At 44.5% G+C, this 15,005-nt stretch carries 7 protein-coding genes; all 7 read left to right on the forward strand.

Going from position 1 to position 15,005, the window contains the following annotated elements; translation table 11 throughout:
* Positions 1-9 precede the first annotated feature (9 nt).
* The 7 genes from FRZ54_RS16720 to FRZ54_RS16750 all read left to right on the forward strand — a co-directional run bounded on the left by FRZ54_RS16720 (position 10) and on the right by FRZ54_RS16750 (position 14,758).
* Positions 10-2,445 carry an FtsX-like permease family protein gene (locus tag FRZ54_RS16720; RefSeq protein WP_147032724.1) on the forward strand — a complete coding sequence of 812 codons (2,436 nt, stop codon included), beginning with the start codon at positions 10-12 and terminating at the stop codon, positions 2,443-2,445.
* 69 nt (positions 2,446-2,514) lie between these two features.
* Positions 2,515-3,543 (forward strand): DUF4097 family beta strand repeat-containing protein, encoded by a 1,029-nt coding sequence (locus tag FRZ54_RS16725; RefSeq protein WP_147032725.1) that lies wholly within the window; start codon positions 2,515-2,517, stop codon positions 3,541-3,543.
* A 33-nt stretch (positions 3,544-3,576) separates the two neighbouring features.
* Positions 3,577-4,614 (forward strand): DUF4097 family beta strand repeat-containing protein, encoded by a 1,038-nt coding sequence (locus tag FRZ54_RS16730; protein ID WP_147032726.1) that lies wholly within the window; start codon positions 3,577-3,579, stop codon positions 4,612-4,614.
* Positions 4,615-4,730: 116 nt separating this feature from the next.
* Entirely contained in the window at positions 4,731-7,100 is a 2,370-nt protein-coding gene (locus FRZ54_RS16735) for an ABC transporter permease (RefSeq protein WP_147032727.1), read from the forward strand.
* A gap of 68 nt (positions 7,101-7,168) precedes the next feature.
* Positions 7,169-9,535, forward strand: coding sequence for an ABC transporter permease (locus FRZ54_RS16740; protein WP_147032728.1), 2,367 nt, complete (start codon positions 7,169-7,171; stop codon positions 9,533-9,535).
* Positions 9,536-9,763: 228 nt separating this feature from the next.
* Positions 9,764-12,181, forward strand: a complete 2,418-nt coding sequence (locus FRZ54_RS16745) for an ABC transporter permease (RefSeq protein ID WP_147032729.1) — start codon at positions 9,764-9,766, stop codon at positions 12,179-12,181.
* A 132-nt stretch (positions 12,182-12,313) separates the two neighbouring features.
* Positions 12,314-14,758, forward strand: coding sequence for an ABC transporter permease (locus tag FRZ54_RS16750; RefSeq protein ID WP_147032730.1), 2,445 nt, complete (start codon positions 12,314-12,316; stop codon positions 14,756-14,758).
* The last annotated feature ends 247 nt before the right edge of the window (positions 14,759-15,005 follow it).

Raw genomic sequence — 15,005 nt, forward strand, 5'->3', positions numbered from 1 at the left:
GTTAAAACTATGATAAAAAACTATTTTAAGATCGCTCTAAGGAATATTCAGCGCAATAAACTTTATTCGCTGATCAATATTGCCGGACTTACCATCGGCCTTACAGCATGTTTGCTGGTAGCAACCGTGGTTTTAGACGATCTGTCGTATGATCACCAATGGCAGAAAGCCGACCGTATTTATCGCATTATTAGCATCGACAAAAGCAGCAAAAACGCTATTCAGCAATTTCCGCAAAGCTTTACCGGGCTGGGCCCATCTTTCAAAAGGAATTTCCCCGAAGTCGAAGAATATTGCCGGATGCATATAGCAAAACACCGCTTTAAAATGGGAGGTAATAAAGATGGGGTCGAAATGCATATTATATCGGCCGAACCATCGGTGTGGAAGGTGTTAAATTTTGATGTAACGGGGGGGAATCCCCGGGCTTTTACAAAGGGCTACATCAATATGGTCATCACCGAAAAGATAAAAAAACAATATTTTTCCAACGCCGATCCCGTAGGCAAGGTGATTACTGATCTGCCTGAATTTGGTAAGCCGGTTAGTTATTTGATAACAGGGGTTATAAAAGATATTCCGGCGAACTCCACGCTGCGTTCAGACATCCTTACGATTAACGAAATGCGGCCGGACGATGATATTTTGCATCCAGAAGGTTACGGTACTTTTTCGGAACAATATTTATTGCTCAAACATGGTGCATCGGCAAAAGCATTGGAAGCCAAGACCAATAAATGGTTTGCGGGCTATGTTACCAATAAGGAGATGCATTATTCATTCACCTTTCAGCCGATAAGGGATATCTATCTTAGATCGACTGACCTTTCTGGCAACAGTGAGATTCGTGGCGATATTAAAAACGTATATATCTTTTCAGGCGTGGCGATATTCCTGCTGTTGATAGCCTGTATCAACTTTGTGAACCTGACGACCGCACGCGCGCTGAAACGCGTCCGCGAAGCTGGCATACGAAAGGTGTTGGGTGCCGATAGGCGCGAACTGATAGCGCAATTTCTTTTCGAGTCGTTATTGTTTTTTTGTATCTCATTTGCCGCGGGGATGTTTTTTTATGTGGTGTTTTTGAGGTCGGTGGAAGCCTATCTTGGTCACCCGCTTACTATTACGCTGCAAGCCAATATTTTACTTTTTAGCATCACCTGCGGTGCCATGCTTATTGTAAGTGTCCTTACGGGCATTTATCCCGCTTTACTGGTTTCGGCGCAGAACCCGGTTTCGACATTAAAAGGAAAGATAAACGAGTATATCGGAAGCAATTTTCTCCGGAAAACACTGGTGGTCACTCAATTTGCCATTTCTGTGGCGGTGCTTACGGTAACCATTATTGTACAAAAGCAACTGCACTTTATAAACAATAAGGATCTGGGATACGATAAGAATAATTTACTTCATTTTACCAACATCAGCTGGGACGGTAAGGGAGATGCTTTTAAGCACGAGGTATTGACCATTCCGGGTATCGAAAATGCAAGTATAGCTACCTGGTACCCCGAAAGCGGCGGTGGCGGATACATGACGCTCAGCGCGGATGACCCAGCCCAGAAAGGTAACAAATTGAAGGTTTGGTACATAAATGGTGATTTTGATTTTGTGCGGACTATGAAATTTCGCCTTGTAAAAGGTCGTCTGCTCGACCCGAAATTTAGCAGGGATGCCATAAACGCCGACTCGTTGATGATGCAGGGCGGAAATAAACTTGATTCGGCCAGGAACGGACAATCTATGCTGATATCAGCTTTTACAGCAAAAATGTTTTCTGTTAAGAGCCTTGGGGAATCTGTTAAAGGTGCAACCGGAATACCAGTAGGTATTGTTAATAATTTCAACAACGAGTCGTTAAAAGAGGACATGAAGCCCGTGTTCATCAGCGCGTCAAAAAACATGCGCTATGGATGCATGCTGATGCGGATTCAGCCCGGGTCGGAAAAAACTGTTCTAGCAAAACTATACAAGGTCTGGCAGCACTTCTTTCCGGATAAGGTATTTGAATACGCCTGGTCGGACCAGGAACTTAGCAGGCAATACGCCGCTGAGCAAAAACTTCAACAGTTGTTTACCACATTCAGCTTCATGATACTAACGCTGGCTGCATTAGGCCTATTTGGGCTGACAACATTTATTGCGGAGATAAGAGTAAAGGAAATAGGTATAAGAAAAGTATTAGGAGCTTCTGTATCAGCTATATCGATTACATTATCTAAAGACTTTATTAAGCTGGTTTTAATCGCTATACTGGTAGCCTCACCAGTGGCCTGGTATTTTGCCAATAGATGGCTGGAAAATTATGCCTATAAAATCACGCTGAACTGGTGGCTTTTTGCATTGTCCGGTTTGGGCGCAATTACTATAGCGATCATGACCATAAGTTATCAAACGATAAAGGCGGCTACTGCAAACCCGGTAAAGAGTTTGCGGAGCGAATAAAATAAATATAATGCCGTGCAACGTATTTGGAAAAACAGCTGTCTGATAGATATAAACAACTCAAAAGCAATGAAAACCTTTTTAACATTATTTATCGTAGCCTGCCAAACCACATTTGCTTTGGCGCAGGACGACAGAACCCCATACCTGACCAAATCTCTGGCCAACGATGCAATCAGCAACGTTGTGGTAAGTACCTCGGCAGGTGGTATACAGGTAAGCGGCAGAACAGGCGAAGCCCCACGTATCGAAGTTTATATCAGGGGTAACAACAATCGCGAACTCTCAAAAGCCGAAATTGAAAAGAAATTGGCAGAAGATTATGAGATGAACATTGACGTAAACGGTCATGAACTGAGGGCCATTGTTAAAACAAGGCACGATTTTCATAATTGGAACAATGGCATGAGCATTTCATTCAAGATATACGTGCCGCAAAACGTTTCAACCGATCTGCAAACCAGCGGTGGCGGGATAAGCCTCGACTATCTGAAAGGGAATGAAACCTTCAAAACGAGCGGTGGTGGTTTAAATATTGACCACCTGACCGGAGTGATACATGGCAGAACGTCGGGCGGGGGCATCCGGGTTACTAATTCGGATAACGATATTGACCTTAACACCAGCGGCGGAGGCATAACTGCCAGGAACTGCAGTGGAAAAATACGTTTGGTAACTTCGGGTGGCGGCCTCGAACTGGACGACCTGAGAGGAGATATTGATGCGCACACCAGCGGCGGCGGCATCAGGGGCGGCAACATCCGGGGTGAATTAGTTACCGGCACGAGCGGTGGCGGTATTGAACTCAGGAATATGGACTGCAGCCTGGAGGCTAATACCAGCGGCGGCAGTTTATCGGCCGAGATGAAACATGTAGGCAAATACCTTCGGCTAAGCAGTAGCGCCGGTAATGTAGAAGTGGAGCTGCCGGCAAAACAGGGTCTCGATCTTAACTTACGCGGCGACAGGGTAGAACAAATCCAGTTTAGCGGGTTTAAAGGCGATTGGGATAAAGAACACGTACGTGGCAAGGTTAACGGCGGTGGTTCCCCTGTCGATGTTTCGGCAAACGGGAATGTAAGTGTGCGTTTCAACTAACAGATCAGTAAATCAACAATAAACCATAAGACCATGAAAAAATATTTAATTCTCTTCATAGCAGCCTGCCAGGGTTTGTCCACCTTAGCGCAGGATAACAAAACCCCTTATATAACCAAATCGCTCACCAATGCGGGCATCAAAAATGTATATGTTTCCACATCGGGCGGCAGCATCACGGTAAGCGGCGCTCCAGGTGAAGAACCGAGGATCGAGGTTTACGTTTCGGGCAACAACGGCCTGTCTAACTTGTCGAAAGACGAGATAAAAAAACGCCTTGAGGAAAACTATACACTTGATATAACTACAAGCGGCGGCGAATTAAAAGCGGTAGCAAAAAACAAGCACGATCATAACTGGGATTGGCGCAGATCGTTAAACATCGGTTTTAAAGTATATGTGCCTCAAAATGTAGCTACCAAGCTGGAGACCAGCGGCGGCAGTATTCACCTCGATAATCTCAGCGGCCAGGAAGTATTTGAGACAAGCGGGGGCAGCCTGCATATTGATAAACTGACAGGCAATATCCGTGGGCGTACCTCGGGCGGCAGCATCACGCTTATGAACTCAAAAGACAATATCGACCTCGAAACAAGTGGCGGCAGCATAAGAGCCAGTAATTGTTCGGGCAACATCCATTTGGAAACATCTGGCGGCTCTATCCGTCTTGAGGATTTGAATGGCAAGATCGGCGCTGAAACCAGTGGCGGCAGCGTTGCAGCTAACAATATTAAAGGCGAGCTGAAAACCGGCACATCAGGTGGCAGCATTAACCTTACCGGCCTGGCCTGTAGCCTGGATACTTATACCAGTGGCGGCAGTATCCATGCGCAATTGAAGGAAGCCTCAAAATTTGTGAAGATAGATGCCAGCGGTGGCCATGTAGACCTGGAGCTACCATCAAAACAAGGTTTTGACCTTAACCTGCGTGCCGATAAGGTAACAGCGGAACTTGGCGGGGGCAGTTTCAATGGAACAAAAGAAAAGGACAGAGTAGAAGGTAAATTAAACGGCGGTGGTATCTCGGTAGATGTAAATGGCAGCAACCGTGTTAACCTGACCTTGAACTAATATTATTTAAAAATATTGATTACCAAGGATCAGCTTTATTATTTTTATAGTAAAGCTGATCTTTTAATGTAGGGCCAACAACAAACGAATCAATCATTGAATTTATACCCTGACTTATGATAAGAAACTATATCAAAACAGCATGGCGAAACATTAAAAAACATGCCGGTTTTTCTCTGATCAACGCCGGCGGGCTGACTTTGGGGATCGCAAGCTGCCTGCTATTGCTGCTATACGTTTCCTACCATTTGAATTTTGATCACCAGTTCAAAAACCTCGACAATATTTACCTGGTCGAAAACAACCAGCCGGGTGATGGCAAGATTTATACTTTTGCTGCCACGCCAAAACAAGCTGCTTTCTCAATAAAGGAAGAAATTCCCGGCGTGGTACAAACCGCAAGGGTAATAAGTTACAATGCCGACGGGTTGCTTACTTATAACAACAATAGCTTTAAAAAAGCGGGACTGTTTGCCGACCCTGCCTATGTGTCGATACTTTCTTATCATTTTTTAGAAGGGTCCGCAGCATCAGCATTAACAAAACCAAATTCAATTATAATTACAAAAGACCTTGCTCATACCTTGTTCAGTGACGGGGAAGCGATGGGGAAGATCCTGACACGCAATAATAAATCGCCGTTGATGGTTACAGGGGTAATTGATAATGTGCCTGCCAATGCAACATTCCAGTTTGATTTCATAATACCCTGGACACTATTTGAGGCCGAGAACCCGTGGACAAAGGATGCCGGGTGGGGCAGCAACTATGCTCGCACATTTGTGCAACTAAAAGATGCCGCATCGCTTGCCCAGGCAAACCGGGTAATGAAGGGAATGGTAGAGCGCCATGATAAGAACGACAAAAACGAATTGTTTCTTTTTCCGTTCGCCAAAGTTCACCTTTACTCAACATTTGAAAATGGAAAATCTGTAGGCGGAATGATAAGCCAGGTGCATTTGTTTGAAATACTTGCCTTGTGTATTTTGCTGGTAGCATGCGTCAATTTCATGAACCTTTCCACCGCACGATCTGAAGAAAGAGCTAAAGAAGTAGGCATCCGCAAAGCCATAGGATCCAGCCGGAAACTGATCATCAGCCAGTTCATCACCGAATCCATGATATTATCATTTTTGTCGACGATAGTGGCTGTTGCTGTTATGATATTGGTTATACCACCATTCAACAATTACTTTAATATCAAAATGTCGTTCCCTTACAGCGACTGGACCGCATGGGTATTCATAATCGGCCTGGCAGCCGTTGCGGGGTTTGTGTCAGGGAGTTATCCTGCGTTCTATTTGTCGTCTTTTCAGCCCATCAAGGTGCTTAAGGGGATGTTCAAAGGCGGCAAGGGGGCGCTTTCGGTACGTAAAGTTTTGGTGGTACTGCAATTTGGCCTGGCTGTTTTCCTGATCACCGCGACCATATGCATATACAGGCAGATACGGTATATACAGGATAAACCGATAGGGTTTGATAAAAATAACATGGTCGAGATTTCTACTGAAGGTAATCTTGATAAAAAATCGGATGTATTTATCGACGAGTTGAAGCGAAAGGGTGCTATAACAAGTGGCACGCAGCTTTCGATGAGCATTTCTGAAACCGGCAATAATACCTGGGGAGTGGAATGGCAGGGTAAACAACCCGATCAAAAAATACTTTTCGAGATACTGAACACCGGTTTTGACTTTACAAAAACTACAGGTGTTAAACTGCTTGCCGGTCGCGAGTTCACGAACGGATATTCCGCCGATACCGCAGGTACAACGATGATGATCAATGAAACCACCGCTAAGCTGATGAACCTGAAGCAGACGGTTGGCGCTGAGATAAAGTGGGGCGGAAGGCCATACACCATTATCGGTGTTTATAAAGATTTTGTGCGCGGCTCACCTTATCAAAAGGTTCCGCCGATGATCAGCACATTTGTCGGTAATGGTTCCGACGAAATAGATTTAAGGCTAAATCCGGAAAAAAGCATTACTGCATGTGTGGACGAGATCAACAGGACATTGAAAGAGATCAACCCGGCATACCCTCCTGTTATTAATTTTGTTGACAGCGACTTTGCCAAAAAATTTGAGAACGAGAAGGTATTGGCGATGCTGGCTAACCTTTTTGGCGGACTCGCTATTGTGATCTCCTGCCTTGGCTTGTTTGGATTAGCGGCCTATGCCGCAGAACAGCGCACCAAAGAGATAGGTGTGCGCAAAGTGCTGGGGGCCAGTGTAAGCAACCTTGCAGCTTTGTTATCGAAGGACTTCCTGGTACTGGTAAGCATAGCTATCGTTTTGGCTGTACCGGTATCAATCTGGTCGTTAAGTAAATGGCTCAACAATTATGAATACCATGTTGCCTTAAGCTGGTGGATAATAGCACTTGCCGGTTTGATAACGATAGTTGTTGCGTTGCTTACAGTAAGTTTCCAGGCTGTAAAGGCCGCTTTGGCCAACCCGGTGAAGAGCCTGAGAAGCGAGTGATTTTTTAACCAGTGTTTGGCGATGGGTGGGTGATGCCCATTTATATATAAATTAAAAAGTATAACCTGATGATCAAGAATTATTTCAAAGTTGCGTGGCGCAATCTCCGGAAAAATAGTCTTTACAGCCTGATCAATATTGGCGGGCTTACTATTGGTATGGCTGTCAGCTTTATGCTGCTGATATATGTTTATAACGAGTTTAGCTTTGATAAATTCAATCAAAACACCGACAGGTTGTACCGTGTGTTGCGCAACCAGCCAAGCAATGGGGAATTGATGACTAATTCCGCAACGCCGATACCGCTGGCGCCCGCTATGATCAAAGACTACCCGGAATTTGACAAAGTGGCTCGCACCAACTGGCCATACGATATACTGGTAAATTATAAAAATAAGGCCCTTAAACTTAACACCATGGCGGCCGATCCGGCTATACTGGATATGTTTACCTTCGAGTTTGTGCATGGGGATAAGAAAACGGCCTTGTCGGATCTGTCGTCCATTGTACTGACGGAATCGGCAGCGAGATCGGTGTTTGGCGATGCCAACCCAATTGGACAAACCATCAAATTAAATAACCAGTATTTGCTAAAAGTGAGCGCAGTTATCCGGGACAACCCGGTTAACTCTTCTTTTAATTTCGCGGCGCTGATCTCCTGGGATCAGCTTGCTGCCGAACAAACCTGGTTAAAAACATCGAGCTGGGGCAATTATTCGTTCATGACCTATGCAATGCTGAAACCCAATGCTTCACTTGCGGCTGTCAACGCAAAATTGAAAAACATCGTAGCCAAACATGATCCGAATAATAAAGAGAATACGATCTTCCTTTCATCTTTTGCAAAGTTTCACCTGTATAGCGATTTCAAAAATGGTGTTGCGGTAGGCGGTGAAATAGAACATGTCCGGTTGTTTCTTTTCCTGGCTTTAGGCATTTTACTGATAGCCTGTATAAACTTCATGAACCTTTCAACCGCGCGTTCTGAACGGCGTGCAAGGGAAGTGGGCATTCGTAAGGCTATCGGTGCCCGGCGTAGTGGTTTGGTGATGCAATTTATGGGCGAATCGCTCCTGATGGCTTTTATATCGTTTGTGTTTTCGGTGATATTAATATACCTGCTTATAGACAAGTTTGCTACCATAATTAATACCAAATTAGCAGTTCCATACAGTAATCCTTATACATGGCTGGCGGCTTTGGGAGTTATATTGGTAACAGGTGTTATCGCCGGAAGCTACCCTGCGCTGTTCCTATCCTCGTTCAAACCTGTTAAAGTGTTAAAAGGGCAACTGGTATCGGTAAAATCGACCGTTAATCCGCGGAAAGTGCTGGTAATATTACAGTTCTCTTTCGCAACGTTCCTTATCTTATCAAGTATATTCATTTACAAGCAGATCATCTATATCAAAAACCGCCCGGTGGGATATGACCAGCGTGGACTTGTTGAGCTGCCCGATGAAGGCAATATGGACAAACAGTTTGAGAGTTTCCGCAGGGATCTCATAAGCGCTGGCGCGGTTACCGATGCGGCCCTGACAGGTAACAGCATCTCCAATAACAACAGCAGTTCATGGGGAATTACATGGGCAAAACAATTGCCTGGCGAGGATAAATTGCCGATAGACCAGATAGCGGTAACCTATCATTTTATTAGTACTTATGGCCTTAAGCTGGTAGAAGGGCGCGATTTTTCCGAGGCTTATCCTGCGGATTCAACCGCCATTATTATTAACCAGGCCGCTGTAAAGCTGATGCGTTTTAAAGAACCGCTTGGCCAGACGGTAAAATACCAGGGAAACAATTGCAGCGTGGTAGGCGTTGTCGAAAACTTTGTTTGGGGGTCTCCGCATGAACCTGTTAAACCCGCCATTATCGGGTTTATAAAAGGCTGGACTGGCAGTATCGGCCTGAGGTTAAATCCCGCGAAAACGGTAAGCGCCAGCATGGCCATTATCCAGGATATTTATAAAAAGTATAACCCCGAATATCCGTTCGAATATAAGTTCGTTGACGAAAAATTTGCGAATAAGTTCCGTACCGAAAAAATGCTGGGCACTATGGCGGTAGGTTTTACATGCCTCGCTATCATCATTTCGTGCCTCGGTTTGTTTGGGCTGGCTTCATTCTCTGCGGAACAACGCCGCAAGGAAATAGGTATACGAAAAGTATTGGGCGCCACCATCAGCAGTATATGGTACAGCTTGTCGCGCGAGTTCGTGGTTTTGGTATTGATAGCATTCCCGATAGGGGCCGTTTTCAGTTGGTACATGGTTGATAAATGGATGTCGGATTTCACTTACCACACATCGCTAAGCTGGTGGGTATTTGTGGCAACCATAATCGCCAGCCTTGTTATTTGCGTGGCGACAGTAAGCTGGCAGGCTATTAAAGCGGCATTGACGAACCCCGTGAAAAGTTTGAGAAGTGAGTGATTTGACAATTCGTGATTGGTTAGCTTGTGACTGATGGTTTGATCAGCGTGATAACATAATCACTGATTCACAAGTCTCTAATCACTATTAACAATTTTGTATCGTCTCCGGGCATGCAGTGTTCTATTTACGAACACTTTCGTATATCTGCTATTTTCGTAAATAATTGATAATTAATCTAATATGAATTTGGCACATTCTTGAATACAGAATTGTTAAAAAAGGCTCATGATACGGAATTACCTAAAAAGCGCCTGGCGTAACCTGGCCAAAAACAAAGTATTTTCATTCATTAACGTATTCGGATTGGCAGTGGGCTTAACCTGCTGCATGTTGATCGCATCATACCTGCATTCCGAACTTTCGTACGATACTTATCCGGTCAATTATAAACAGCTTTACCGGGTAGGGCTTAACGCATTGGGAAACGGAGGCACTTCTGATTTCCCCATGCCGGATGTGGCCGTTGGTCCGGGAATGAAGCGTACCTTCCCGCAAATATTGGCTTACACCAGGCTTACAGGCGGTAAACCGACCTTCTTTAGTTATAAAGACAGGGAATTTAAGGAACAGAAGACCGTGTATGCAGATGCGAATTTTCTGCAATTATTTTCGATACCTCTGCTGCAGGGTGATGATAAAACCGCATTGACCGAGCCCCATAATATAGTGCTTAACAGCGCCCTTGCTAAAAAATACTTCGGCGATGAAAAGGCGGTCGGAAAAACCTTAAAAGCCGGAAATGAACTATTAAAGGTTACCGGGGTGATCGATAAAGTACCAGACAACTCCCATTTCCATTACGACGCGTTTATCAGCATGTCTACCATAGAGCCGCAATTGCAGCAGACATGGAGCAATGTTGGTTTTTATACGTATGTGCTGCTGGATAAAAATGCAGATCCGAAAAAATTGGAGAAACAGTTTCCGCAACTCGTGGCAAAATATGTAGTGCCCGAAGTACAGCGGGATATGGGTGTTAGCCTGGCCGAGGCCCAAAAGTCGGTAAATACTTTCACTTTCTATTTAAAACCGATAACCGACATCCACCTGCATACCTCCACCAAGTTTGATATGGAGCCAAACGGCGATATCAGCTATGTGTACATTTTTGGTGCGCTTGCTGTATTTATTTTGCTGCTGGCGTGTATCAACTTTACCAATCTTTCCACGGCAAGTTCGGCCAGGCGTTCTAAAGAAGTTGGTATCCGTAAGGTATTGGGATCGTTAAAGGAATGGCTCGTAACACAGTTTTTAGTGGAATCGGTGATGCTTACCCTGTTTTCAATGCTGCTGGCTTTAGGGTTTGTATTCCTGCTGTTACCCTGGTTCAACAACGTGGCAGGAAAGCACATCACCATGGGTTTCTTTTTCAATTTAAAAGCATTGACAATTGGCGCCGGCGTTATACTGTTGGTAGGAGTATCTGCCGGTTTGTATCCGGCTTTTTTTATTTCATCTTTCAAAATACTCAATGTTTTAAAAGGAACTACCGGAACTGAACCTGCTAAAAAGAATTTCCTGCAAAGCAGCCTGGTTGTATTCCAGTTTACCGTTTCCACAGCGCTTATTATCGCCACCTTTATCGTATACCAGCAATTGAACTTTATGCAGAATAAAAAACTTGGATATGATAAAAACCAGCTATTGGTATTGAACGACACTTATACCCTGGGAAACAATGAATATGCATTTAAAGATGAACTGACACATGACAGCCGCATTGTAAACGCCACAGTTTCAACCAACATTCCCGGCAACGGCAACATAGGCGGCACCCAGATATACGCCCAGGAGCATGCTACAGACGAAGCAAGAAACGAAATTCATTGCAATATATACCAGGTGGATGGTAACTACCTCCCAACCTTCGGGATCAAACTGGCAAAGGGCAGGAACATCTCGCCTGATTTTCCGGCCGACTCATCGGCGGTGCTAATTAACGAAGCAGCGCAACGCGAGCTGGGGTGGGGTAAGATTGACCCCATCGGTAAGAATATTGTACGGTCGGGGAGGAAAACTTATACCGTGGCAGGCGTGGTTAAGGACTTTAATTATACCTCGGCGAAAGAAAAAGTTGCCCCGCTGATGTTACTGCCTGTCCACAGGCATGGGGCTATTATACTGAAAGTAAAAACTGCCGATATCGGTGGTTTGCTGGCAAACATTAAGAGACAATGGGCGGATTACAAGGCAGAAGGGCCCTTTAGCTACTATTTTGTTGATGAGCAATTTGCATCACTTTATTCCGCTGAGCAGCGCACCGGTAAAATATTCACTTCGTTCGCGGTTGTGGCCGTGATCATCGCAGGGTTGGGCCTTTTTGGACTAGCCGCATTTATGATAAAACAACGGGTAAAAGAAATAGGCATCCGCAAGGTGCTGGGTGCGTCGTCCGCAACGATAACGGCTATGCTTTCGGCTGATTTCCTGAAATTGGTGTTGATAGCTGTTATTATCTCATTCCCGCTTACGTGGTTCGCAATGTATAAATGGTTGCAGGATTTTGCATATCGTATAGATATTCAATGGTGGGTATTTATAGCGGCGGGTGTGCTGGCCTTATTGATCGCCTTTATCACCATAAGTTTTCAGTCGGTTAAAGCAGCTATTGCAAACCCGGTTAAGAGTTTAAGAAGTGAATGATCGGTTAAATTGTAGTTCTGTGTGACGTCGTTTACTGATCATTAATCACCAATTAACTAGTCATAATCTGTCACGTTTCCTTCCGGAACAGAGTCTTATTGATTAGTATGGTAACGATCAAACCCTCCCGTCATGATAAAAAATTATCTCAGAAGTGCCTGGCGTAATATTGCCCGGCACAAATTCATTTCGTTTATCAATATATTTGGTCTTACTGTAGGCCTTACCTGTTGCCTGCTCATTATTACTTATATCATTAATGAGCTGAGCTACGACAAATTTAACGTCAACGCCGACCGCACCTATCGCGTAACACGCATTTTCTATTCGCGTAATGGCGACGAAAACCTGCACCTGAGCGCTGTTGCACCACCGTTCGGCCCCTTATTGAAAAATGCCTTTCCTGACATTGAAAAAGTAACACGGATACTGCCCAACGGCACCACCATTTTCAAATACAAGGAAAAGCTTTTTAACGAAAAGAACGGCGCTTTTGCTGATGAGAATTTTTTCGATGTGTTCAGCGTGAACGTTACCAAAGGCGACAAAAAAACAGCGCTGGATGACCCTTACAGCGTTATGCTGACCACCGAAATAGCGAAGAAATATTTTGGGGATGAAGATCCTATCAACAAGACGATCATTTTGGATAATATTAAGCATGAATTCAAGGTAACGGGTGTTTTCGAGGCGCTGCCATCCAATTCGCACATGCATCCTAATATACTGATGTCATTCAATACGCTTAAGGATACCGCGATTTATGGCGAAAAGCAGCTTGAAACCAATTTTGGCAATAATTCTTTTTATACCTACCTGCTTATGCCGAAAGAGTATAATATACAGGTGATCAGTGGCCAACTGGATGCCTTTTTAGATAAATATGTGCACCTTCCAGGCATGCCTCCTAATGTAAAAACACACCAGGCAACTAAACTGACCATACAAAAACTAACTGATATTCACTTGCAGTCGCACCTGGACGATGAGATGGAGCCGAATGGAGATACCAAACGGGTGTACATCTTCTCCATCATTGCGGCATTTATCCTGCTTATTGCCTGTATCAACTACATGAACCTGTCTACAGCCCGCTCTGCTTTACGTGCCAAGGAGATAGGCGTACGTAAAGTAATAGGCGCTCAGCGTAAAGAGATAATCAGGCAGTTTTTGGGCGAATCCGTCCTGGTAACCTGGGCAGCTTTGATATTTGCGGTTACGCTTACATGGTTTTTGCTCCCTTATATCAACGGGTTGTCGCACCTCAGCCTTCAGTTCAATAGTTTATTCAAATGGAATATCCTGCTGGGCGTTTTATGTTTACCATTTGTGATAGGGCTGGTAAGCGGTATATATCCTGCTATTTTTATGTCATCGTTCAAACCGGCGCAAGTGCTGAAAGGCATGTTGAAAGTTGGAGGTGGCAATATCTCTTTCCGCAAAGTTTTGGTGGTATTGCAATTCTCGATTTCTATCATCCTGATCGTAGCAACTACCGTTGTGTTCCAGCAGTTGCGCTTTATTCAAACTACGTCATTGGGTTTTAATAAAGACCATATACTGACAACGGCTTATTCTGGGACATTAACCAAACAGTTTGAATCGTTCCGCGATGAATTACTGAAAAACCCGGCTATTAAAGATGTGGGCCGTTCGTCCCGTATTCCATCCGGCCGCCTGTTAGACGACCAGGGAGCCCAGGTTATCGAGGGCGGTAAAACCACGCCGACCAACATCGAACTTAAATACATAACCACCGACTATGGCTTTGTTTCCACTTATGGTATGCAGATGGCGGCCGGCCGTAATTTCTCGCGCGCATTTCCTACCGATACTGCGAATTATATTGTTAACGAAACAGCCGTTCGGCAACTTGGCTGGAAAACAGCTCAGAACGCTATTGGGAAAGATATGATCTACGGGGGTACAAAAGGAAAGGTAATAGGGGTGGTGCACGACTTTCATTTCGAATCGTTACACCAGGGAATTATTCCCATGATATTTTTGCTTCCGCCACCAACAAGCGGCTATTATAATACCATTTCGATAAAAGTTGATGGTAACAATGCGCAATCGGCGGTTAGCACTATTCGCGATACCTGGCACCAATATGTGCCTGACGTACCTTTTGATTACACTTTCCTTGACGAACGTTTTCAGAAGCTGTACGAGAGTGAACAGCAAGAGAGCCAGTTGTTTACCATATTCTCTTGTCTTGCTATATTTATAGCCTGTCTTGGCTTATTCGGCCTTTCGGCATTTACCATATCGCAAAGGGTAAAAGAGATCGGCATACGCAAAGTGCTCGGAGCCAGCATGTCACAAATAGTAACCGAATTATCTAAAGATTTTCTATTGCTTGTTCTATTTGCCGGGGCCATAGGATTGCCGGTGGCAGGATGGCTGATGCATGAATGGCTGGAAACTAAATTTGCTTTCCGGATAAGCCTGCTCGCAAGCTGGTGGGTTTTCGCACTTGCGGGAATTATCGCCCTTGTTATTGCTTTTGTTACCATAAGTTTCCAGGCGGTGAAAGCTGCTTCGGCAAACCCCGTGAAGAGCCTTCGTTCGGAATAAGTTATGGCCGGAAGAGAATTTCGGCCCTGGTTAATTTGTGATTAGTACATTTCGGCCGGTTGCGCGTTACGATCTAACTGATCATAAATCATAGGTCACTAACAACGATTCAACGAATCATCAAAAAACTGATATTGTATCATAACCGTACACCCTATGTCCGCTTGCGTACAATGGGTGTGCGGTTTTTTATTTTAAATGACTTATTATCAGCTAATTGATTGATTGGTACAAGTTTTTGTATCGT

It is taken from the genome of Mucilaginibacter ginsenosidivorans, assembly GCF_007971025.1.
GTDB lineage: Bacteria > Bacteroidota > Bacteroidia > Sphingobacteriales > Sphingobacteriaceae > Mucilaginibacter > Mucilaginibacter ginsenosidivorans.